Origin of the sequence: Actinoplanes derwentensis, assembly GCF_900104725.1 — a bacterium.
GTDB lineage: Bacteria > Actinomycetota > Actinomycetes > Mycobacteriales > Micromonosporaceae > Actinoplanes > Actinoplanes derwentensis.
The window spans coordinates 4,202,588-4,225,632 of sequence record NZ_LT629758.1; the positions used below are offsets into that span (position 1 = coordinate 4,202,588).

At 68.6% G+C, this 23,045-nt stretch carries 19 protein-coding genes; 13 read left to right on the forward strand and 6 right to left on the reverse strand.

Annotated features, from left to right (window positions below; all coding sequences use genetic code 11):
* Positions 1–62 precede the first annotated feature (62 nt).
* A complete protein-coding gene (locus BLU81_RS18620) occupies positions 63–1,553 on the reverse strand; it encodes a CoA-acylating methylmalonate-semialdehyde dehydrogenase (protein WP_092545839.1) in 1,491 nt (496 codons plus the stop codon).
* 58 nt (positions 1,554–1,611) lie between these two features.
* On the opposite strand from BLU81_RS18620, the gene BLU81_RS18625 reads away from it, so the two are divergent.
* Both BLU81_RS18625 and BLU81_RS18630 read left to right on the forward strand, forming a co-directional pair.
* Positions 1,612–3,006 carry an aminotransferase class I/II-fold pyridoxal phosphate-dependent enzyme gene (locus BLU81_RS18625; RefSeq protein ID WP_092545840.1) on the forward strand — a complete coding sequence of 465 codons (1,395 nt, stop codon included), beginning with the start codon at positions 1,612–1,614 and terminating at the stop codon, positions 3,004–3,006.
* Between the two features lie 100 nt (positions 3,007–3,106).
* Positions 3,107–3,673 (forward strand): Uma2 family endonuclease, encoded by a 567-nt coding sequence (locus BLU81_RS18630; RefSeq protein ID WP_231954638.1) that lies wholly within the window; start codon positions 3,107–3,109, stop codon positions 3,671–3,673.
* 91 nt (positions 3,674–3,764) lie between these two features.
* Here the strand turns inward: BLU81_RS18630 and BLU81_RS49905 are convergent, their stop codons facing one another.
* From BLU81_RS49905 to BLU81_RS18645, 3 genes are all read right to left on the reverse strand, one after another.
* Positions 3,765–6,449, reverse strand: coding sequence for a serine/threonine-protein kinase (locus tag BLU81_RS49905; protein ID WP_231954639.1), 2,685 nt, complete (start codon positions 6,447–6,449; stop codon positions 3,765–3,767).
* Positions 6,450–6,642: 193 nt separating this feature from the next.
* On the reverse strand, positions 6,643–8,889 hold the full coding sequence (locus BLU81_RS18640; protein ID WP_092545842.1) for an ABC transporter permease: 2,247 nt from the start codon (positions 8,887–8,889) through the stop codon (positions 6,643–6,645).
* Positions 8,883–9,608, reverse strand: a complete 726-nt coding sequence (locus BLU81_RS18645) for an ABC transporter ATP-binding protein (protein ID WP_092545843.1) — start codon at positions 9,606–9,608, stop codon at positions 8,883–8,885. The genes BLU81_RS18640 and BLU81_RS18645 overlap by 7 nt, the downstream gene beginning before the upstream one ends.
* A 133-nt stretch (positions 9,609–9,741) precedes the next feature.
* Here BLU81_RS18645 and BLU81_RS18650 point away from each other — a divergent pair, with 133 nt between their 5' ends.
* From BLU81_RS18650 to BLU81_RS18660, 3 genes are all read left to right on the forward strand, one after another.
* A complete protein-coding gene (locus BLU81_RS18650; protein WP_092545844.1) occupies positions 9,742–10,893 on the forward strand; it encodes a sensor histidine kinase in 1,152 nt (383 codons plus the stop codon).
* Positions 10,894–10,986: 93 nt separating this feature from the next.
* Positions 10,987–11,664 carry a response regulator gene (locus tag BLU81_RS18655; protein WP_092545845.1) on the forward strand — a complete coding sequence of 226 codons (678 nt, stop codon included), beginning with the start codon at positions 10,987–10,989 and terminating at the stop codon, positions 11,662–11,664.
* A gap of 281 nt (positions 11,665–11,945) precedes the next feature.
* Positions 11,946–12,365: a phage holin family protein gene (locus BLU81_RS18660; RefSeq protein ID WP_092545846.1), complete on the forward strand. Its 420-nt coding sequence runs from the start codon at positions 11,946–11,948 to the stop codon at positions 12,363–12,365.
* A 94-nt stretch (positions 12,366–12,459) separates the two neighbouring features.
* Here BLU81_RS18660 and BLU81_RS48385 read toward each other — a convergent pair whose 3' ends face one another.
* On the reverse strand, positions 12,460–13,035 hold the full coding sequence (locus BLU81_RS48385) for a hypothetical protein (RefSeq protein WP_157751670.1): 576 nt from the start codon (positions 13,033–13,035) through the stop codon (positions 12,460–12,462).
* 424 nt (positions 13,036–13,459) lie between these two features.
* On the opposite strand from BLU81_RS48385, the gene BLU81_RS48390 reads away from it, so the two are divergent.
* From BLU81_RS48390 to BLU81_RS18695, 7 genes are all read left to right on the forward strand, one after another.
* Positions 13,460–13,966, forward strand: a complete 507-nt coding sequence (locus tag BLU81_RS48390; RefSeq protein ID WP_157751671.1) for a hypothetical protein — start codon at positions 13,460–13,462, stop codon at positions 13,964–13,966.
* Positions 13,967–14,264: 298 nt separating this feature from the next.
* A complete protein-coding gene (locus BLU81_RS18670) occupies positions 14,265–15,293 on the forward strand; it encodes an autoinducer 2 ABC transporter substrate-binding protein (RefSeq protein ID WP_092545848.1) in 1,029 nt (342 codons plus the stop codon).
* 4 nt (positions 15,294–15,297) lie between these two features.
* A complete protein-coding gene (locus tag BLU81_RS18675) occupies positions 15,298–16,800 on the forward strand; it encodes a sugar ABC transporter ATP-binding protein (RefSeq protein ID WP_092545849.1) in 1,503 nt (500 codons plus the stop codon).
* Positions 16,797–17,786, forward strand: coding sequence for an ABC transporter permease (locus BLU81_RS18680; RefSeq protein WP_092545850.1), 990 nt, complete (start codon positions 16,797–16,799; stop codon positions 17,784–17,786). Before BLU81_RS18675 ends, BLU81_RS18680 begins: the two co-directional genes overlap by 4 nt.
* Positions 17,783–18,847, forward strand: coding sequence for an ABC transporter permease (locus BLU81_RS18685; protein WP_092545851.1), 1,065 nt, complete (start codon positions 17,783–17,785; stop codon positions 18,845–18,847). The genes BLU81_RS18680 and BLU81_RS18685 overlap by 4 nt, the downstream gene beginning before the upstream one ends.
* The gene (gene rhaI / locus BLU81_RS18690) at positions 18,844–19,995 is read left to right on the forward strand and encodes an L-rhamnose isomerase (RefSeq protein ID WP_092545852.1); all 1,152 of its coding nucleotides are present in this window, start codon (positions 18,844–18,846) and stop codon (positions 19,993–19,995) included. The genes BLU81_RS18685 and rhaI overlap by 4 nt, the downstream gene beginning before the upstream one ends.
* Before the next feature lie 49 nt (positions 19,996–20,044).
* Positions 20,045–20,452 carry an Hpt domain-containing protein gene (locus BLU81_RS18695; protein ID WP_092545853.1) on the forward strand — a complete coding sequence of 136 codons (408 nt, stop codon included), beginning with the start codon at positions 20,045–20,047 and terminating at the stop codon, positions 20,450–20,452.
* 8 nt (positions 20,453–20,460) lie between these two features.
* On the opposite strand, the gene BLU81_RS18700 is transcribed toward BLU81_RS18695, so the two are convergent.
* Positions 20,461–21,630, reverse strand: coding sequence for a response regulator (locus BLU81_RS18700; RefSeq protein WP_092545854.1), 1,170 nt, complete (start codon positions 21,628–21,630; stop codon positions 20,461–20,463).
* A 194-nt stretch (positions 21,631–21,824) separates the two neighbouring features.
* Here BLU81_RS18700 and BLU81_RS18705 point away from each other — a divergent pair, with 194 nt between their 5' ends.
* The gene (locus tag BLU81_RS18705; RefSeq protein ID WP_092545855.1) at positions 21,825–23,009 is read left to right on the forward strand and encodes a GAF domain-containing sensor histidine kinase; all 1,185 of its coding nucleotides are present in this window, start codon (positions 21,825–21,827) and stop codon (positions 23,007–23,009) included.
* The last annotated feature ends 36 nt before the right edge of the window (positions 23,010–23,045 follow it).

Below are 23,045 nucleotides of genomic sequence, written 5' to 3' on the forward strand. Positions count from 1 at the left end.
ACGTTTCAGGCGGTGTATTTGCCGACCCGTTTCACCCAACCCGTATATCCGATTTTTCTGATTTATCGGGTTTGCGGGAAGCCGAGGTCGATCGACGACGTGCCCGGGTCGGGCCAGCGCGACGTGACCACCTTGCCGCGGGTGAAGAACTGGATGCCGTCCGGGCCGTACATGTGACTGTCGCCGAAGAGCGAGGCCTTCCAGCCACCGAACGAGTAGTACGCCACCGGAACCGGGATCGGCACGTTCACCCCGACCATGCCCGCGTTCACGTCGAACTGGAACTGCCGGGCCGCGCCGCCGTCCCGGGTGAAGATGGCGGTGCCGTTGCCGTACTCGTTGGCGTTGACCAACTCGACGGCTTCCGCATATGTATCAACACGGACCACACTCAACACGGGACCGAAGATCTCGTCCGTATAGACGGTCATGTCCGGGGTGACGTTGTCGAGCAACGTGGCACCCAGGAAATAGCCCTTTGACGGCAGATTGTCGGCATTGCGCCCGTCGGCGATCACCGTGGCGCCCTGCGTGACACCGGACTCGATGTATCCGGTCACCTTGTCGCGGTGTTGTGCGCTGATCAGCGGGCCCATCTCCGAGGCGGGATCCGTGCCATCGCCGATCTTGATCTGGGGAAGTCGCGCAGCGATGGCCTCGACGAGCGGCCCGGCGATCTCACCGACCGCCACCACCACCGAGATCGCCATGCAGCGCTCGCCGGCCGCGCCGTAACCCGCGCTGATCGCCGCGTCGGCGGCCGCGGCCAGCTCGGCGTCCGGGAGAACGATCATGTGGTTCTTCGCCCCGCCCAGAGCCTGCACCCGCTTGCCCTGCGCGGTGCCGGTCTCGTAGATGTACTTCGCGATCGGGGTCGAGCCCACGAAGCTGACCGCGGCGACGTCCGGATGCGCCAGGATCGCGTCGACCGCCTCCTTGTCCCCGTTGACGACGGTGAACACCCCGGCCGGCAGACCAGCCTCCCGCCACAGCTCGGCCAGCCAGAGTGCTGCCGACGGGTCCTTCTCACTGGGCTTGAGCACGAACGCGTTACCGGCGGCGATCGCGGTGGCGCACATCCACAGCGGAACCATCGCCGGGAAGTTGAACGGGGTGATGCCGGCGACCACACCGAGCGGCTGACGGATCGAATAGACGTCCACGCCGGTCGCGGCCTGCTCGGAGAAACTGCCCTTCATCAGGTGCGGGATGCCGGTGGCGAACTCCACGTTCTCCAGGCCGCGGGCCACCTCACCGGCGGCGTCGGCGAGAACCTTGCCGTGCTCGCGGGTGACGATCGCGGCCAGTTCCTGCCGCTTGGCCGCCAGCAGCTCACGGAAGGTGAACAGGACCGCGGAACGCTTCGACAGGCTCGCGGTGCGCCAAGCCCTGGCCGCCTCCTTGGCGGTCGCGACGGCTGCGCTCACCTCCTCGCCGCTGGCCAGATCGACCTCGGCGATCTGCTCGCCGGTCGCCGGGTTGTAGACCGGTCCGACCCGTCCTGACGTGCCCTTTTGCTCGGCGCCGCCGATCCAGTGCGCGATGTGATTCATGGATCGACATTATGTGACGACCATAGACCGAACAAAGCATCGATTGTACTGTCACAAAATGTTTTACGTGGCGGTCATGGACCGGCTCTCCGACGCCAGCGCCCGAGGACTGGCCGAAGCGGTCAGCCGCGCCGTCGGCGACGGCACCCTCCCCGGCGGCACCCGGCTCCCACCGGTCCGCGCCGTCGCCACCCAACTCCAACTCTCCCCCAGCACCGTCAACGCGGCATGGCAACTCCTGCGCCGCGCCGGAACCATCCACACCGACGGCCGCCGCGGCACCGTCATCGCCACGCCCCGTACCGGCGGCCCTGGTCGTTATCGGGCAGCGCTCCGGCGGACCAGCGGCTTCGGGCTCGACCTGTCGACCGGAATGCCCGACCCGGCGCTGCTGCCGTCCCTGCCCGATCTCGGTGGCCGCTCCCCCGCATCGAGCGGTTACGGCGGCTTCTCTCCCACGCCGAGCGGTTACGGCGGCCTCTCCCCCGCGCCGAGCAGCTACCTCGACGAACCGGTGCTGCCCGCCCTCGGCGCGTTGCTGCGCTCCCGGTGGCCCTATCCGCCGGAACGGCTCGCGATCTTCGACGGGGCGATGGACGCCGTCGACCACGTGGCCTCCGCACTGCTGCGCCTGGGGGACGTCGTCCTCGTCGAAAACCCCTGCTTCCCACCGCTGCTGGACCTGCTGGACACCCTCGGCGCGCGGGTCACCGGCGTCGCCACCGACGAGTCCGGGATGCTGCCCGGCCCGTTGGCCGCCGCTCTCACCTGCCGTCCCGCCGCCGTCTTCGTCCAGCCCCGGGCCCTCAACCCCACCGGCGCGTCGTGGTCACCGTCGCGGTCCGCCGCCCTCGCCGCGGTCCTTTCCCAAGCCCCTGGTTCGTACGTGGTGGAAGACGACTCCGCCGGCGAACTCTCCTCCGGGCCGCTGCTCTCGATCGGTGCCCACCTTCCCCGGCAGACCGTGCACGTACGCAGCTTCTCCAAGTCACACGGCCCCGACCTGCGACTGGCTGCGATCAGTGGCCCCGCCACCGTGCTCGACCCGATCCTCGAACGGCGCCTCCTCGGCCAGGGCTGGACCAGCCGCCTGCTCCAGCACCTACTCCTGACCCTGCTCACCGACCCACCGTCGATCAGCGCGGTAGCGGCCGCCCGCGACGAGTACGCCCGCCGCCGTCATCTGATCACTTCCGGTCTGGCCGCCGCCGGGATCGAACTGCCACCCGGCGAGGGCATCAACCTCTGGCTCCCGGTAGCCGACGAACAGGCGGCCCTGCTGAGCCTGGCCAGCGCCGGAATCGGCGCGGCAGCGGGCACCGCCTTCACGGTCGGCCCCGGCACCCCACCCCACCTGCGGATCACCGTCGGCCTGGTCACCGACGACCACGCAGCCGTCGCCGACCGCCTGGCAGAAGCGGCCCGAGCAGCCACCCCGCGGATCCCCCGGTGATCCACACTCCACTTTCGATACCTCTAGACCCATACAATCTTGACCCGCGACACGTGCGCATGCGACGGTAATCGCCATGACCGCATGCGACACTCTGCCTATGAGCATGGGGACGCTTGACGACCACGAAGGGCCTTGGACCGAGGCGGATTTCCTGGCACTCGGCGAGACCAGTCACCGCATCGAGCTGCTCGACGGGAGTTTGTTGGTGTCCCCCTCACCAAACGACCACCACAACGAGATTCTGGGCAACGTCCGGGACTCCCTCCGGCCGGCCGCCCGAGCGGCAGACCTGCGGGCACCCCTGGTTCCCAACGTTCGCCTCCACACGGATCTGGTGCTCATCCCGGACCTGGCCGTCAAGAAGGGCCCCACCGAGAAATCCATCAGCAACGCGGCCGAGGTCGTCCTGGTCTGCGAGGTCACCTCGCCGAGCAACTCCGCCATGGACCTCAGCTACAAGATGCAGGTCTACGCAAAAGCAGGCATCCCGTGGTACTTGGTAGTCGAACCCGACTTCGTCGACTACGCGTCGGTGACACTGCACCTGTTCCGCCTGGAGGGCGACGTTTACGTCGAACACGCCACCGCGGCCCAGGGCGACACTCTGGTGTCCGACCTGCCGTTCCCCCTGTCGATCAGCACCGATTTCCTCCTCGACTACTGATCGCGCACCCTGGCGCCACCCCCATCCGCCCCACGATTCACCGACGGATGGCCTGGCATTCCGCCCGGGCGAGTCGCCTAACCCATGCGGGTTACTTCGCCGGCTGGAAGCTGTCGAAGACCAGTTTCAGGTCGTCGAGGGAGTCGGCCCAGACATCGTCGTTCGTCTCCCAGTAGAAGCCGTAGGCCTTGTCATCGGCGACCACCGTGCCCCGGTTGTTGGTGTGCCGCCGGGTGCCGTCGCGGTTGAAGGTGAACTCCCAGTCGGCGGCCTTGCGGAAATAGGCAACCGACTTGATCTTGATCTTCTTGTATCCCGGGAAGTCACCACGGGACACCCGATAGTCGGCCTGGGTCTCCCAGTCCTTGACCGGGTTCGACTTGGGCGTATCGGTCTGGTCGATGCCGAGGATCTTGTTGTCCCCGCGGAAGTAGACGATCGTCCCCTTCTGGGACTTCTTCCAGCCCTCCGGTACGTACACCGAGAACCCGGTCTTGTCCTTGTACAACTTCCACCCGGCCGGCCGCACAGGCCGCCCGCCCGCCGACGCACCCGGAACAGCGCTGGCCGAGACACTCGTTCCCGGGTCCGCCGCCGCGCTCGCCCCGCCACTCGACACGCCGGGCTGCGGAGCCTGCGCCGCGTCCGGTCCCGCCGACACATCCGGTCCCGCCGACGCCTGCGGATCCACACCGGCCCCGGCCGACGGCTTCCCTTCCGCCTCCGACTTCCCCGAATCGGATCCGGAACTGACAGCCCATGCGGTCCCCGCGGCAAGAACGAGAGCAAGCACCACGCCGCCCATCAGAACCGCCCGCTGAGGCCGGCCGCGCCGCTTCTCAGCCCCACGCCGCGGCGACTCCGGAACCACACCGAGCCCCAACGCCACCGGCCGGCCGTCCCGCGCCGCCTCCACGTCAATCCGCGTCGCGGCCCCAGCAGTCCGAGAACCATCGCCCGCTGCAGCGGCCCCGCCCGATCCGGCTCCACCAGTGCCTCCGGTGCCTCCGATGCCTCCGGCCGACCCAGATTTCCCGGCCGATTCAGCGCCCCTGGCCGCCGCAGCCTTCCCGCTCGCGATGTCGGAGTCCCCGGTAACCGCAGCCCTCCCGCTCGCGATTTCGGAGTCCCCGGTAACCGCGGCCTTACCGCTCGCGACGTCCGAGTCCCCCGTCGCCGCGGCCTTACCGCTCGCGATGTCCGAGGCCTCATCCACGTCAGCCTTGCCGGTCACGACGTCCGAGACCACGGCCGCCTCGGCCTTAACCCGCGCGGCTTCGGGGTTCCCGGCCTCCTCAGCCTCCCCGCTCGCGGCGTCAGGGCTACCGGCTACCCCAGCCTTGCCACTCGCGGCGTCAGGGCTACCCGTCGTCCCCCTGTTGTCGGTCGGGTCCGCCGCTCCAGCACCGCCGATTTCGGCGACGTCGCCTGACGAATCGTCGACATCCAGCTGGTCGTCTACGGCTCCGCTCGCATCAGCGTCAGCGTGTCCACTGGCATCGACACTGCCGGCAACGCTCTCACTTCCGCCGGACGCACTTCCCCGGTCCTCTGCCATGGCCGACCCGGCATCACCCGAGTCCCCGGCGGCCTTCGTCCCCGCAACAGCCCCCGCCACGGCTTCCGCGGACTCATCCGCATCGGCCTGCGTCGGCTTGCCCGCAACAGCCTCCTCTGGCTGCACCGGGACAGCGGCCCTTCCCGGCTTGACTGCGGCGGCCTTACCCGGCTTGCCCTTAGAGCCGGAACGGCTGGCATCGCCGCTGCCGGAACCGGTGGTCGAGCCCGATTTCGGGCCGGCCGGACGAGGTCGGGGAATCCGGAACGCCGCAGCGAACCCGGCCAGCCCACCGACCGGCTTCGGGGGATTCGGGTCGCCGCCTTCGTCGAGACCCGTGAGGATCGAGCGAGCGAGGCCTTCGGCGTCCTCGGCGGACATCCGGGCCACCGGGTCCTTGCGGAGCAGCCCGTCCAGGAGAGGCCGCAGGACTCCGGAGTGCTTCGGCGGGTCCGGTTCCTCGGTGGTGAGCGCGGTGAGAGTCGCCATCGTCGAACCGCGCTGGTAGGGGGCCCGGCCCTCAATCGCCGCGTAGAGCGTGGCACCGAGCGACCACAGGTCGGCCTCGGGTCCGCTGACACCGTTCCGCGCCCGCTCGGGAGCCATGAACTGCGGCGACCCGACCAGGATGTCCGACCGGCTGATCACTGCGTCGTCGTCGACGGCCGCGATGCCGAAGTCGGTGAGCAGCACCCGGCCGTCGTCAGCGAGCAGCACGTTCGCCGGTTTGACGTCCCGGTGCTCGACCCCGAGGCGGTGCGCGGTCCGCAACGCTCCCAGCAGATCAAGACCAATGCGAGCGACTCGGTACGGGTCGAGAGGCCCCTGTTCGGCGATCTCCTCCCGAAGCGACCGGCACGACACATACTCCATGACGATCCAGGTCCGGTCGTCGAGCTGAAGCACGTCGTAGACCTGGACGACGTTGGGATGGTTGATCCGGGCAGCCGCACGCGCCTCCCGGATCGTCCGCCGGGCCGAAGCCGCACCATCACTGCCGAGCGGCTGGTCCAGTTCCTTGATCGCGACGTCCCGTTCCAGGGTCTCGTCCCGCGCGAGCAGGACCTGACCCATCCCGCCTCGGCCCAGGCTCTCACCGAGCCGGTACCGTCCAGCGAGCAACACGGGCGCATCAGGCATGCGCAACGTTATACCCGCTTGGCGCTCCCATAATGCGAACCCCCACCCGCGCCATGCCGCAAATCGGGCACCCACCATCCCTCCACACCTCCATCCACTAGCCAGTCGTTACACATCTCGCTGGTGTTCGGCCCGGTAGGTCACTCGCATCCGGCTCTGCGCCTCACCCCGCCCCATCTCTGGAGATCGAATGCCTCCGGGCACTCCCAACGGGTGGATCTGGGGTGACCCGGCGGCGCCCACTGGTCTACCGGTCAGCGGCTGGTCGGCTCTACCGGTCAGCGGCTGGTCGGCGGATGAAGCGGCTCGCCGGGATCGTCGCCGCGGCCACCGCGAACAGGAGGCAGGCAAGGATCGTCCCGGCGGTCATCGGCCAGGAGATCAGAACCGGGACATCGTGGCCGATCTGTTCGCTGAGGGCGCGGGCCGACCCGGCGATGGCGATCACCCCCGCGATACCGCCGAGCAGGGACCCGATGGCCACCGCCAAGGCCGTCTCCAAGGCCACCGCGCGGAGGACCTGTCCACCGGTGGCCCCGGACAATCGCAGGACGCGATGATCCGGACCACGCCGGCGAGCCGTCATGAGCAGCGTGTTCACCACCGTGACGGCACCAGCACCGGCTGAGACCACAAGCAGCAGAACGGTGAACGTACCGATCAATTGGTCGTCATCGGCCTCGGTCTGCCGGGCCAGATCCTCCGGCCCGGTCTTGACCGCACCGGGACCTGCTGCGGCCGCCGGAGCCGGATAGACCGCCGGAACCAGGGCCGACGGATCGTGCCGTCGGGCAGCGTCCCGGTTCACCACCAACTCGGCGGTGAGTGGACCGGGCGGAGCCAGGCCCGCTACGCGCAGGGTCTCGGTCGCACCGTCGCTCCAGGTGACAGTGATCGTCTCGGCCCGCGGATGCGGAACGGATGCGGGGTTGGATGGCAGTCCCGCGACCAGGGCGGTCCCAGGGCTCACCTCATCCGTGCCGCTCGCCGTGAGTGCTCTGCCGTCGATGTAGACGACGCTGTCGAGCGGTGCTCGACCGGCGATGCCGTCGTGCAGGCCCGGGGTGCCGGCCGGCATCAGAATCGCGCCGGGCGGCATGATCGCCCCACGTTCGGTATCCCAGGCGGCGGCGGAGGTCTGCACCGTTCCGGTGACGAAGACCGCGAACGCAACGGCGAACAGGACCGGGGTCGCGGTGGAGGCGGTGCGGCGCACCGCAGTGCGCGCGCTCTCCCGGGCCAGGGTCGCGATGATGCCGCGCAGCGGAGCCAGGAACAACCGGATGAGCGCGGGTACGACTGCTGGAGCCAGCAGGGCGGCCGCCACGATCAGCGCCATGGCGCCGAGCAGGGCGTACGACCCCAGATCCCGCATGCTTCCGGAAGCCGCGGCACCGGCACCGGCGGTCATTCCCGCAACAGCCGCGGCCGAGCCGGCAAGCCACCTGATCCGGCTCATCGCGCGCGGCTCCAGCTCGGCGGTCCGCAAGGCTTCGACGGGACTGATCCGGGACACCCCTCGGGCAGCGATAGCCGCGCCGAGCAAGGCGATCAGCGGGCCGGCGGCCAACGAGACGCCCAGCACCCATGGTTCCCAATGCACGGTGTAACCCGCTGGTTCGAGACGCTCGCTCATCAGGATCGAGGACAGCGGATTGGCGAGCAGGGCACCCAGGAGCACACCGACCGCCGAGGCGACGGCACCGAGCAGCAGGGCCGACCGGAACAATATGGCGCGGACCTGACCCGGGGTCGCCCCGACGGCACGGAGCAGCCCGATCTCACGGCGGCGCTGGTTCACCTCGTAGGCTGAGGTTGACGAGACCAGGAAGACGCAGGCGAAGGCGGCGATCGCGGCAGTCGCGGTGAGCACCTGCGTGCCGATCCAGCGGAGTCGTGCGTCGTCGCGGGGCTCGGCCAGCCCTCTTCCGTCACCGGTCAGGACCGTACCCTCGGCACCGATCGCGGCTCGCAGCGCGGCCGGATCAAAATCGCCGGAGACTCCCAGATGACGGACGCCCGGAGCGAGTGCGGTAGCAGCCGCCTCCGGCAGGTGGACACCCGGCAGATCGGTGTGCCCCGCCACCCGCCATCGGACCTCCCCGGACCCGGTCATCAGCGTGATCCCGCTTCCGATCGGGTAGCCGAGGTCGTCGTCCACCATCGCGCCGGCCTGGTCCGGCCCGTGCCAGGCGTGCCCTCGTGTCACGCCTGGCACCGGTTGCCCGTCTCGCAGCGGTTGAGCGTAGAAGTCGCGATCCACCATCACCGAGGTCACGCCGGGGACCACTCCGATTCGCTCGGTCAGGGCGATCACGGTCGCAGCCGGCCATGGCACCGGCTCGGCGAACTCATCGGGCCCGTTCGCGGCGGCAGGGCTCTGGATCACTGCAGTGAAACCGGCGAAGCGGTCCGGCACCTTTGGCCGCGCCGATGTGAGAAGGAGCAGAAACGTGGTGACGATGACGCTGCCGACCAGAACCGCGACGAACGTGCCGGCCCGGTCGCGGGTCAGCACGACCGCTCCAGTGCGGTCATCCGGTCGGCGATCACAGGCGCGTCGGCACCGGTCAGCTCGTCGACGATCCGGCCGTCGACGAGCAGCACCACCCGGTCGGCGACACCCGCGGCGACCGGGTCATGGGTCACCATCACCACGGTCCGCCCGTGCATGTCGACCAGCTCCCGGAGCAGGGCCATGACCTGCCGGGAGGCACGACTGTCCAGTGCTCCGGTCGGCTCGTCGGCGAAGAGGACCGCCGGTCGGGTGAAGAGAGCCCGCGCGATCGCGACCCGCTGCTGCTGACCACCGGAGAGCTCCCGTGGACGGTGGCCGGCACGGTCGGCAAGACCGACGTCGGCCAAGGCCACCCGTACCGCCGCGGCGTCGGCCTTGCGCCCGGCGAGCCGCAACGGCAAGGCGACGTTCTGTGCCGCCGTCAATGAGGAGACGAGATTGAAGTCCTGGAAGACGAAGCCGACCCGGTCGCGGCGGAATCGGGTGAGCCTGGTCTCGCTCAGGTCGCCGAGGCGTGTCCCCTCGATGCTGACCTGTCCCGCCGTGGGCTGCTCCAGCCCCGCCGCGCAGTGCAGCAGAGTCGATTTGCCGGACCCGGACGGGCCCATCACCGCGGTGAAAGTGCCGTCGGCGAAGCCGGTGGTCACGCCGTCCAGCGCGGACACCGAGCCGGCACCGCCGTCGTACGTCTTGCTCAGTTCGTCCAGTTCGACTGCCATGCGACGACGATCCCGCCGGCCGCACCGAGTTGTCATCGAGCCTGAGTACGTCTTCGAAAAGGCCCACGCCATACCCAGGTCTGACTACTGTGGTCTGACGCCGCCGACACACCCGATCGCTAGTCTCGCCGGTATGCCCGTGCAGCTGCTCCTGGTGCAACGTCTGGGCCCGGCAACGCAGCGGGCTCTGGACCTGACCATCGCCCTCGCCTCCGGCGCCCTTTGCTGGTATGCCGCCGCCTCGACCCCGCCCGTTCTGGTTCCCGAGCCCTCATGGCTCGCGGTGTTCACCGGAGTTCTGTTCGGTGCGCCGATACTCGTCCGCCGCCGATGGCCGATCACTGTGGCCGTCGTGATCGGCGTGGCGACGGCGGCCGTCCTCGCGCTAGGAGTAATCCCCGACTACGCGTCCCCCGCTCCAGTGGCGGTCGCCGGTGCGGCCGCGTACACGGTGGGACGCGTCGCGGACGGCGGAACCGGCGCCAACGGTGTCCTCGTCATGATGGTTCTCCTGGTGGTCGGGACGGCGTTCAGCAGCGGCTCGGCGGAGTCGCCCGGATTGGCCGGGATGGCGGTCGCCTTGATGGTGGCCGGAGCCGGCTGGTCGATCGGGTGGGCTCTGCGGGAGCGCCGCCACCAGGCGGAGGAGACCGTCAGGCAGAACACCCTGCGTGCCGTGGCCGAGGAGAGGCTACGGATAGCTCGCGACATGCACGACACCGTCGGCCACAGCCTGAGCCTGATCACGGTGAAGTCGGCCATCGCCAACCATGTCGCCCGGCAGCGGCCCGAGGAGGTCGTCGCAGCCCTCGCGGTGATCGAGGCGGAAAGCCGTAGTGCACTGGCCGAGCTTCGTCGAGTGGTCGGAGCCCTCCGGACCGAACCTGGTTACGAGCCATCGCCCACGCTGGACGATCTCCGGAGGCTGGCCGACAACGCCGAGTCCGCCGGGGTGTCGGTGCACTTGGAAGTGCGCGGCTGTGACGACCTACCGGAGCCTGTGGCGCTGACGGTCTTTCGCCTCGTGCAGGAATCCCTCACCAATGTGGTCCGGCACGCCGCGCCCACCTCATGCCAGGTCGACGTGGAGAGCACCGGACACGAGTTACGGATCTCGATCACTGACGACGGCACACGCCGTCCGCCGACGGCGGCTCGTGACGGGACCGGCCTGGTCGGGATGCGCGAGCGGGTCGTGGCTTATGGCGGCACCTTCACCGCGGGCCCGCGGTCCGGCGGTGGCTTCGCCGTCGTCGCCACGATCCCTTTCGGGACCGTCTCATGATCACCGAATCCGCGGTTCCGGCCCCCACCGCTACAGGCGTGCCGGCGGCCGACTCGGGTTTCCCGGCGTATCACGTGATGAGTAGGTGCAGGTATGGCTGAGGCTGACGACATCCGGGTGCTGATCGTGGATGACCAGGCTCTTCTACGAGCCAGTTTCCGGCTGTTGATCGAGACGTCTCCGGGGCTGGTCGCAGTCGGGGAGGCGAGTTCCGGTCATGAGGCTGTCGCGCTGGCCCGGCGCGAACAACCGGACGTGATTCTGATGGACATCCGGATGCCGGGCATGGACGGCATCGAGGCGACGCGGCAGATCTGTGGTTCAGTCCAGACGCGGGCGACGCGGGTGCTGATCCTGACGACGTTCGACTACGACGAGTACGTGTTCGGGGCTCTGCGTGCCGGTGCCAGCGGGTTTCTCCTGAAGGACGTCGCCCCGAGTGACCTGATCACCGCCGTGCAGGTGGTAGCCGGTGGGGACGGCCTGCTCGCACCCGGGATCACCCGTCGGCTGATCGCCCACTACGCCACGCTTCCCGAGGAACCGGCCCGCTTCGCCGCGATTCTCCACAACATCACCGATCGCGAGAGGGAGGTTCTCACACTTGTGGCCACGGGCCTCTCCAACACCGAGATCAGCGAGTATCTGCGGGTCACCCTGCCGACCGTGAAGACTCATGTCGGACGGCTGCTAGCCAAGCTCCAGGCACGCGATCGGGCCCAGCTCGTGATCGTCGCCTACGAATCAGGACTTGTCACACCTACCCGCTGAGGAGCACATCCACATCGACTCGATTGCCTCGAAGCGGGGTGGGCTGCTCCGTCGAGGCATCCGCGGGCCAGCGAGGGCCACGAATCGGCATGGCAGAGCCTGTCCGGGGCGGCATCCGAATCCCGGCGGAGACGTTGAAGGGGCGGCGGTGTGCGGATCCCCCGGCGGTGGCGCTGCAGGTGAGGGGCGTCTTTGCGGCAATCTCGGATAGTAGGTGGGGCGATTAGTCAGGATTGGTGGGGGTACGTCTGACGGGGATGACGTGCAGGACGGAGGGGACGATGGCCCACACAGACTCACGAACCGATGATGCCTCGACCGCTGAACTGGTGAACCGGCTCAGCGAACAGGTGACGACTTTGGTTCGGGACGAACTGGATCTGGCTCGCCGCGAAATGGTGGAGAAGGGTAAGAAGGCCGGAAAGGGTGCAGGGCTGCTCGGCGGGGCCGGGGTGGTGGCGCTGTACGGGGCCGGGGCTCTGATCTTCACTGCCGGCGCGGCGCTCGCGCTGGTCGTGCCGGTGTGGGCAGCCGCCTTGGTCACGGTGACAGTGCTGCTCGCCGCCGCTGGAATCGCCGCGGTCGCCGGGAAACGGGAGGTCGGGCAGGCCATGCCGCCTACCCCGGAAGCCGCGATCGCCAGTGGGCGCCGCGACGTGAACGCTGTCATGATCGCGGCCCGGCGCGGGACGAACCCATGAGCGCCCCGAACCGCGACCGGTCCGAGGTTCGCCGCCCCTCACCCGATCGACCCAAACCCGGCCCACCCGCGGTAGCCCGCAATCCGGCCAAACCTCAACCGCCCGAGGTACAGCCGACAGTTCCGAAAAAGCACGATCCCGGAACCTCGCCGTCGCCATCGGCATCGGCATCGGCATCGGCATCGGCATCGGCATCGGCATCGGCATCGGCATCGGCGAACGCCAGCACACCAGGTAGCTCGGGAGGTCCGAAACCAGCTCCGCCCCCGACAACTGCGGTCGGTAAGTCAGCACGGCCACCAGGCGGAACACCGACCGAGACGTCCAGCAGAACATCGAGCACACCACCCGGCGGAGCAGCGGACGGGACGTCCGGCGGAGCAGCGGACGGGACGCCGAAAGTAGCGCCCAGCAGCGCGACAGGTGCCGGAACCGGCAAGCCGGAGACCAGGATGCCGAAACCCGGGCCGCCTGCCGCAACGGTTATAAAGCCGGGCGGACCGGGCGCTACAACGCCCAAGGCATCAGCACCGAAACCGGCACCGGCACCGAAACCGGCACCGAAGGAGGTGGCACCGGAAGCAGCTGCGCCGAAACCGGCGCCGCCGGTTGCCACGGTGAACCGATCGGGAGGTTCGGCGACGCCGAAACCGGCACCTACCGGCGCCAAGACCGCCAACGAGCCGGCGGCGGCGGGTACTGAACACGGCAAACCGTCACCTCATCGGAAGCCTTCGACGGGTGACACCGGCAGCCCGGACAGCGGCCGAACCGAGCCTGATGGACAGGCGAAGCAAGGAAGCACATCGCCTGAGAAGCCGAATCCGAATCCGAATCCGTCAGCGGAACGCGCGCACTCCACCAAGCCAGGCGCTGCCGATTCAGGCAACGGCGAGGCTGCGGATTCCTCGGCTGAGGGCGGCTCGGTACGCAAGGCCCCCTCAGCGGGTGGCGATGCAGTCGGCTCAGAACAAGCGGGCGCCACAGAACAAGCGGCTGTCACCGAACAGATGGCTACCGCAGGACGGACGGCTACCGGTGAACGGACGGCCGCTACCGGACGCGCGACGGTTCCGGCGCCGGGGACGAGGCTCTTGAGCGCGCCAGGTGTCGGCAAGGCAGCAGCGAACGCTGGGAAGGCCGAAGGCAAGGCCGAGGAGAAGGCCGAAGAGAAGGCCGAAGGCAAGGCAGAGAAAGAGGTCGCGGGGAAAACCGACGGCAGAGCTGAACCGGAATCTCGCGGGAAAGGCTCTGAAGCCGAGACCGGTCCGCGCGGCGTGAGCGGGAATGCGGGCGGGGACGGGGTTCGGCGGAGCGTGGCGGGCGGGAAGGTTGATGCTGCGGAGATGCGGCAGGCTTCCGCTGAGGCTGGGGTTCGGCTGGGTGAGACTGCCGCTGATGTGGCAGAACGGGCCACCACGGTGATCGGCACGCTCCCGGAACGGGCCACCGTTGCTCTGGACGTCGCCAGGGAACGTGCGTCGGCCGCCATCCGTGCGCTGCCGGATCGGGCGGCCGATCAGCGGCGGCGTTATGCCCTGATCGGAGCGGCGATGGCCGTCGCCTCGGTCGCGGTCGTTCTGATTCGCAGACTTCGCTGATACCACCGCCGATTGTGGGCCTCGCCGCTACCGCGGTGAGGCCCTTCGAGTTTTCCGGGAGGTGGAGCGGACAGACCGAGCGCGGCGGTAGGCCACAGGCCCGGACGGCTGGGGAGCTGCGGGGTGGGTGAAACCCTGATCGTTTGAAACGTCTCAGGCGAGTGGGGCTGGGCGGCCGGGCGGTGGAGAAACAAAACAGGAGGGTCATCAGGGCCAACTCTTGACCCTGCGCTAACGGGATCGTAACGTGAGTCACATCTCGGGTAGAACGTTTCAAGAAGACCTCTCAGGAGACGTCATGCGTCCTCGTTTTGCCGCCGCCGTCGTGCTCACCATGACAGCCGCTATAGCTCTGTCCGGCTGTACCAAGAAGAACGAGACGGATACTGCCGCGTCGGGTGATGCGGGGAGTAAGACGTACAAGGTGGCGTTCGTTCCGAAGTTGCAGGGGGTGCCCTACTTCGAGGCGATGAACGCCGGTGGTGAACAAGCGGCTGCGGCGTTGGGGAATGTGCAGTGGCTGTATCAGGGGCCGACGCAGGCGGATGCGGCGGCGCAGGCCGACATCGTGCGGTCCTACATTCAGCAGAAGGTCGACGCGCTGATCGTGGCCCCGAACGACCCCGATTCGATGGCGCCGTTGTTGCAGCAGGCCAAGGATGCCGGGATTCATGTGGCGACCGCGGACACCGACGCGCCGTCGAGTGTGCGGGAGGTGTTCGTCAACCAGGCCACCGCCGAGGGCATCGGCCAGGGCCTGACCGACAGTCTGTTGACCGCGATGGGTGGTAAGGGCAAGTACGCGATCGTGTCGTGCGGGCAGACCGCGGAGAACCTGAACTCCTGGATCGAGGTGCAGAAGGCGTACACGAAGGAGAAGTACCCGGACGCGCAGATCGTGGACATCGTGTATGCCGGTGAGGATCAGGCCAAGGCCACGCAGATGGCCACCGACCTGATGAACGCCCACCCCGATTTGACCGGTCTGGTCGGCGAGTGCACCTCCAGCGCGCCGGGGGTGGCGCAGGCGGTCAAGGACGCCGGGAAGATCGGCAAGGTGTTCACCGTGGGTCTGGGCACGCCGCAGGCGATGAAGCCGTACCTGACCGACAAGTCGTCGACCGCCGCGATCCTGTGGGACGTGGAGAACCTGGGCTTCCTGACCGCGTGGGCCGGCGCTCAGATCGCTCAGGGCAAGACGCCGGAGGCCACCAACAACGTCTCGGCCGACCTGCCCGCGGTCACCTACGACAGCACCTCCAAGATGCTGCTCCTCGGCCCGGCCCTGGCGATCACCGCCGAGAACGTCGACCAGTTCAACTACTGAGCAGATGACAGACGACGCGACGCCCCGGCTGCGCCTGACCGCGATCTCCAAGCGGTTCGGCGCGGTTCGGGCCATTCAACATGCCGATCTGACCGTACGAGCGGGTCAGGTCCACGCCCTGGTGGGTGAGAACGGGGCCGGTAAGTCCACGATGATCAAGATCGTGGCGGGGGCGGTGATCGCTGACACCGGGGAGATCGAGTTCGAGGGTGAGCCGGCGCGGATCACCAGTACCACCGACGCCATCGGGCGCGGGATCGCCACCGTCTACCAGGAGCCGCAGCTGTTCCCGGAGCTGACGGTCGCGGAGAACGTCTTCCTGGGCCGCGAGATCAAGAAGGCCGGCCGGGTCGACTGGGCCGCTCAGAACGCCAAGGTGGTCGAGCTGCTCGACCTGCTGGGCCTGCCGGAGCGGTACGCCACCGCCGAGGTCGGCACCCTGTCGGTGGCCGATCAGCAGCAGGTGTCGATCGCGAAGGCCCTGGCCGCGGACGCGAAGGTGCTGATCCTGGACGAGCCGTCGGCGATCCTGACCGACGCCGAGATCGAGGTGCTGTTCGGCGTCGTGAAGAGGCTCACCGACACGGGAGTGAGTGTCATCTACATCTCGCACCGTCTCGACGAGCTGTTCCGGATCGCGGACGAAGTGACCGTGATGCGGGACGGGCGCACGATCGGCACGTACGACATCAAGGATCTGACCGTGCGGCAGATCGCCCATCTGATGGTCGGCGAGGAGCTGTCCGACGCGCGCCCGCACCGAGAGGTCCCCCCGGGGCCGGCGGTGCTGGAGCTGCGCGATCTCAGCCGGACCGGCAAATTCAAGAACGTCGACGTCGCGGTACGGGCCGGCGAGATCGTGGCCCTCTACGGCCTGGTCGGCTCGGGCGTGTCGGAGATCGCGGCCTGCGTCTACGGCATCGACCGGGCGACCAGCGGCGAGTTGATCATCGCCGGGGAGAAGACGACCCTGAAGAACCCGCAACACGCCCAGCGGCTGGGGATCGCCCTGCTGCCCGCCAACCGCAAGGTCGAGGGCATGTTCGGGTTCCAGTCGATCGCTTTCAACATCTCAGCCGGACACCTCAGGAAGATGTCCCGGTTCGGCACCATCATCGACCGCGCCCTGGAGAAGTCGAAGGCGCAGGAGCTGATCAAGCGCCTGGCCGTCAAGACCCCGCACGAGCGCCAGGCGATCAACGCCATGTCCGGCGGCAACGCCCAGAAGGTGGTCCTGGCGCGGCAGCTCGTCGAGCGCCCGAAGGTCCTGGTGCTGGCCGAGCCCACCCAGGGTGTCGACGTGGGCGCCAAGGAGGAGATCCACCGCTTGATCACCGAGCTGGCCGAGGAGGGCACCGCGGTGCTGGTGGTGACGTCGGATCTGCCCGAGGCGCTGCGGATCGCCGACCGCATCCAGGTGGTGCGCGGCGGCACGACGACCGACGAGTTCGGTCCTGACGCGAGCCAGGTCGATCTGCTGGCCGCGGCGGCGGGAGGCCGGGAATGAGCACCGCGACCGCGACGAAACGCAACATATTACCGAAACCGGTCACCGGGCAGGAGTTCGTGCTGGTCGGCGTGATCGCGGTGGTGTGGGCGGCTCTCGCGTTCAGCACCCCGGCGTTCCTGACGGCCGGTTCGATCCAGCCGCTGCTGGTGGCGACCGCCCCGATCGCACTGATCGGTGTCGCCATGACGATCGTGATCATCACCGGCGGTATCGACGTGAGTGTCGGCGGCGCGATCATGGTGTGTTCAGTGCTCACCGCGAAGGCGCTGGTCGGCTCGGAGGTGAGCCTGGGGGTCGCGGTTCTTCTGTCGGTCGCGGCAGGCGGTGCGCTGGGCCTGGTCAACGGTCTGCTGATCGCGTACGGCCGGGTCCACGCGATCATCATCACCTTCGGCACGGCGAACCTGTTCATGTTCCTCGGCCTGCAGATCTTCGGGTCGGGCACGGTCAACGGCATCCCGGGCACGCTCGCGTTCTTCGGCCGCGGGCCGGACGGCCGCACGCTCGGCGTCCCGCACGCCTTCCTGATCACGGTGCTGATCACCGCGGCGGTCTGGTGGTACCTGCGTAACACCGCGGGTGGCCGGCACTTCTTCGCGATCGGCGGCGACGAGCAGGCGGCCCGGCTTGCGGGTGTCCGGGTGCAGCGGCGGGTGCTGCTGGCCTATGTGTTCACCGGTCTACTGGTCGGCCTGGCCTCGTGTTTCGTGATCGCGCAGGGCACGTCGACGCTGGATCAGTCGGTCGGCTCGGGCAAGGAACTGGCGGTGATCGCGGCGGTCGTGATCGGCGGCACGTCGATCATGGGCGGCCGGGGTTCGGTGCTGGGCACTCTGCTCGGCGCGCTGCTGGTGCAGTCGGTGGCGTCCGGGGTGACCCAGTTGGGCTGGCGGTCGCAGCTCGCCGACCTGTTCGTCGGCATCTTCATCATCGTGGCGGTCGGCGCCGACCTGCTCCGTGCACGGGCAAGGAGAAGCCGGTGACGACAACCGCAGAAAAAGCGACAAATACCGAGAAATCCGACTGGCTGAAGATACTACTGACGCAACGGATCGCCCTCCTCGCGGTACTCATCGTCATCATCGTCGTCACGTTCTTCATCAACGACGCCGGTGGTTACCTGACGGCGCCGTACGACTTCGACTACATGTCGGCGAGCCTGATCAACGCCGTCCCCCTGGCCATGCTCGGCCTCGCGGAACTGCTGGTCATCCTGTCCGGACGGGGCGGCATCGATCTGAGCGTCGGCGCCATCGTGTCGCTGGCCGGCATGGGCTTCGGTTTCGCGTACGGCGAATGGGGCTGGCCCTTGTGGTTGGCGATCCTCGGCACGGCGGCCTTCGGTGCGCTGCTGGGAGCGGTGAACGGCTTCCTGGTCTCCTACATCGGCTTCCCGGCGCTGATCGCCACGCTCGCCACGTTCTACGCTTACAAGTCCCTCGCGATCGTGATCAACAACCAGCAGCCGATCAGCACCGAGCCGATCCAGGAACTCTTCTCGCTGAGCAAGCCGGTCGAGTTGCCGCTGATCGGGCAGTACCTCCCCGACGTACCGCTGGGGATCTTCACGTTCCTGCTGCCCACGGCGGTGGCGGTCTGGCTGTTGCTGGCCCGCACCACCTACGGGCGGCGTCTCTACGCGATCGGCACCAACGACGTCGCCGCTCGCTGGGCCGGGCTCCCGGTCCGGGACACGCGCTTCAAGGCGTACGTCTACGCGGGTCTGATCTCCGGTCTGGTGGCCGTGGTGACCGTGGGACAGTTCGCCTCGGCCCGCCCGGACGCGGGCGTCTCCGGCAACGGCATGGCCCTGCCCGCGATCACCATCGCCGTCCTCGGCGGCGTGGCGATCACCGGTGGCATCGGCCGGGTCGCCGGAGTCGTGCTCGCCACTCTGCTCATCGTCTGGCTCAACGCCGGCATCCTGCTCGCCTTCGTCGGTAACGAGGGCTCGCAGTACCAGCTCCTGGCTCTCGGCGCGGTGCTGGTCTTCGCCGCCCTGTTGAACGGGCTCACCAACCGCAAGTACGGAGGCACTTCATGAACCTGGACGGCCTGGACGGCTTCACGATCGAGGTCCCGAGCTGGGCGTACGGGAACTCGGGCACCCGGTTCAAGGTGTTCACCCGTCCCGGTGGGCCGCGCGATCCGTACGAGAAGATCTCGGACGCCGCGCAGGTCAACCGCCTGACCGGGCTCGCCAACCGGGTCTCGCTGCACATCCCGTGGGACCTCGTCGACGACTGGAGCGCCCTCAAGGCGCACGCCGACAAGTTGGGCGTGCAGATCGGCGCGATCAACTCGAACGTCTTCCAGGACGACGACTACCGTCTCGGTTCGCTCTGCAACCCGGACCCGGCGATCCGCCGCAAGGCGATCGACCACCACAAACAGTGCCTGGACGTGATGCGGCAGACCGGTTCCACGGATCTGAAGATCTGGCTGCCGGACGGCCTCAACTACGCCGGCCAGGACTCGCTGCGCGGCCGTCAGGAGCGCCTGGCCGAGTCGCTGCGGGAGATCTACGACGCCTCCGACGAGGATCACCGGATCCTGCTGGAGTACAAGTTCTTCGAACCGTACTTCTACTCGACCGACATCCCGGACTGGGGCACGTCACTGCTGCACTGCCTGGCCCTGGGCGAGCGCGCGCAGGTGGTGCTGGACACCGGGCACCACGCGCCGGGCACCAACATCGAGTTCATCGTGATGCAGCTGATCCGGCAGAAGAAGCTCGGCGCGTTCGACTTCAACTCCCGCTACTACGCCGACGACGACCTGATCGTGGGCTCGGCCGACCCGTTCCAGCTGTTCCGGATCCTGTCCGAGATCGTGGCGGTGGACGCGCACCGGCCCGGGTCGGGGGTCAACTTCATGCTCGACCAGTGCCACAACATCGAGGAGAAGATCCCGGGCCAGATCCGCTCGGTCCTCAACGTCGAGCAGGCCCTGGCCAAGGCGCTGCTGATCGACCAGGAAGCCCTGGCCACCGCGCAGCGGGCCGGTGACGTGCTCGGCGCCAACGAGGTACTGATGGACGCCTACGAGACCGACGTGCGGGCGGTTCTCGCGGACCGGCGGGAGGCTCGCGGTCTGCCGCGCAACCCGGTCAAGGCCTTCCAGGCGTCCGGGTACGCCGAAACCGTCACCGCCGAACGGGTGGGTGGCACCCAAGCGAGCTGGGGGGCCTAAAACGCGCGAATCGGCCCGGAGAGTACGGGGCCGGGCGCACGATGGGCGGATGGAGACCGCCACGCAGCCGGAGGACGAGGCCCGGGTGGCCGGCGTCCGGGCCCGTCTCGCTGATCTGGTCGAGGCGGATCCGTCGCCGGCCGAGCTGGCACTGGTGGCCCGGCTGCTCAACTCGTTCGCCGCGAAGGCTCCCGCCGCGTCGGACCTGCTGCTGCGGCTGATGTACCAGGGTGACGCCGGGCTGGTGCGCGAGCAGGCGCACAGCCTGAAGGGGTCGGCGGCCAACATCGGCGCGACCAGGCTCGCCGCGCTCTACGCGGGAGTCGAGGAGCAGGCCAGGGCCGGGATCGTCACCGACCCCGGCACGCTGACGGCCCACCTCGAACTCGAGGTGGGCGGTGCTGTGCGGGCGGTTCTGGTCTTGGCCGGCGAGTACGAAAGGGCTTGTTCGGCGTGAACGCTGGGTCAGGCCGCGGTGAGCACCGGCTCGACCAGACCCACCACGCGGGAGAAGTTGGCGAGCCGGTCCAGCATCACCTCGGTCACCACCGTGCCGCGGCCGATCAGCACCAGGCCGTTGATCGCCGTGACATCCGACGCCAGCCGCATCCCGATCTGCAGGTCGGCGATCGCGCACGCCCGGGTGGTGTTGCGGGCCGAGATCTCCACCCCCTTGACCAGGCGCAGAGCGTAGAGCACGTGCGGCGCCAGCCCGCCGTGCTGGTCCAGGAAAGCGATGGCGACACCCGCGTCGTGGGTACGGGCGAAGACGGTCTCGAACTCGATGGCGGTGCGGATCACGCTGATCGCGCCCTCGACCAGACCGGACCAGCCGCCGGGTGGGGGCGCCTCACCGGCCAGCCCGCGGACGATGGAGACGACGTTCTCCATCATCGGGATCTCCTTGATCAGCGGAAGCACCATGCTGCGCATCCCGCGGACCAGTGCCTGCTCGTCCGGATTGAGGGTGTTCCCGTCGCAGAGTTTCTTCATCACCTCGGCCGGCAGGGTGACCGCGCCGAGCTGGGAGGCCATCGTGGCCGCCTCCAGCTCCCAGAGGCCGTCGAGTTCGAGGGCGTCGGTCAGTTCGGCGACCAGGCCGCGGATCCGGCCGGCCCGGGCGAAACCGAGCGGGCTGGACATCTCCAGGATGCCGAAGAGGGCGTGCAGGCTGGTCCGCAGCGTGGTGTCGACCATGTCGCGCTCGGCCATCACGTGATCGTGCTTGGAGACCGCCGAGTGCACCACGTCGAGGATGTCCTCGCGGGTGGCCGGCTTCGGCACGTACCGGTAGACGCCGCCGGAGTTGATCGCGGCGATCGCGGTCTTCATGTCGCCGAATCCGGTGTGCAGGATCCGCATGACGTCCGGGTAGTCGTCCTGGATCCGGCCCAGCAGCTCGATGCCGTCCATGCCGGGCATCCGCATGTCGCTGATCACCGCGGCGACCGAGCCGTCGTCGGCCAGCAGTTGCAGCGCCTCGTCGGCGTTGGCGGCGAGCAACAACCGGTGGTCCCGGCCGAGCTGCATGGAGAGCGAGTCCAGCACGCTCTCCTCGTCGTCGACGAGCAGGAGCGTCGGCAGCGTCTTGGCCCGGGCTTCCGCATCACCAGACCGGTACAGCTCGGTCCGCATAGCAGTCTCCTTCGTCTGACCGGTCATGGCGGTACGTGGTCACCTATCGCCGGATCCTCCGAATGCCTGAGCCTTAGGCGGAGCAGGATTTCTCCTGCGCCGAACTCCTCAGGCGGCTCCCACGGACGACCGAATGGCGATCCACGAGGCACAGCGGCGAAACCACCCGCGGTACTGGAAGAACGGACACAGATGTGAGTGCGGTAGGCGAGGACGCCCGCCTGGCGGCGGTAGACAGCTATCACCTGCTCGACGCCCCCCGGCCGGTGGTGCTGGACGAGCTGACCAGGCTGGCCGGCGCGGTCTTCGACGCACCCATGTCGGCGGTCACCCTGGTCGGCCGGGACCGTGAGTGGTTCGTCGGCAAGACCGGTGTGCCCGGGGACGGCGGGCCGCTGGCCACCTCGTTCGCCGAACGGGTGGTGCAGGAGCGGCGCCCGCTGGTCGTCACCGACACGCTCACCGAGTCGCAGTACCGGGCCTGGGACAACGTGCAGGGCGCGCCGAACATCCGGTTCTACGCCGGCGTGCCGCTGATCGACGAGGACGGGCACACCCTCGGCAGCGTGTGCGTGCTCGACGACAAGCCGCGCGAGACCGCGGAGAAGCAGCTCGAACTGCTCTGGACGATGGCCGGGCAGGCCGCCGGGCATCTGGCCGCGCTGCGCAACCGGCAGCTGCTGGCCGAACTCGGCGACGAGCTGTCCCGGGCGATCAGCCGTGAGGAGGATTTCGTGGCCACCGTGTCGCACGAGCTGCGCACACCGGTCACCACCATCCAGGGATATCTGGAGCTGCTCGTCGACAACGAGGATCTGGCCCCGTACCGCCGCCTGATCGACCCGATCCAGCGCAACGGTGAGCGGCTCGTCCGCATGGTGGACCACCTGCTCGCCGGAACGCGGCCGGCGGCCGCGCCGCTGCCGCTGCTGCGCTCGCTGACCGACCTGGTCGCGGTGGCCGAGGCGGCGATGGCCGCCTGCAAGGCACAGGCCACCACCCGGGACGTGCCGATCGTGATCGAGGCACCGGAGGGCAAGGCGACCGTGCCCGGCGACTTCACCCGGCTCAGCCAGGCCGCCGAGCACCTGGTCCGTAACGCGGTGCTGTTCAGCACGACCGGACAGCCGGTGATCATCCGGATCGAGGGCCGCACCATCGAGGTGATCGACACCGGTGCCGGGATCCCGGCCGACGAGGTGCCGCACGTGATCGAGCGGTTCTATCGCGGCCAGTACGCCCGGGAACAGGCGGTTCCCGGTGTCGGTCTGGGCCTGAGCATCGCCGAGCGGATCATGCGGGCGCACGACGGGCGGCTCACCGTCACATCGGACGGGCCAGGACGCGGCACTATCGCCCGGATGTCCATTCCGGGGTGATCAGACCTCTCATCACCGGTGTTCGCTTGCCGATGC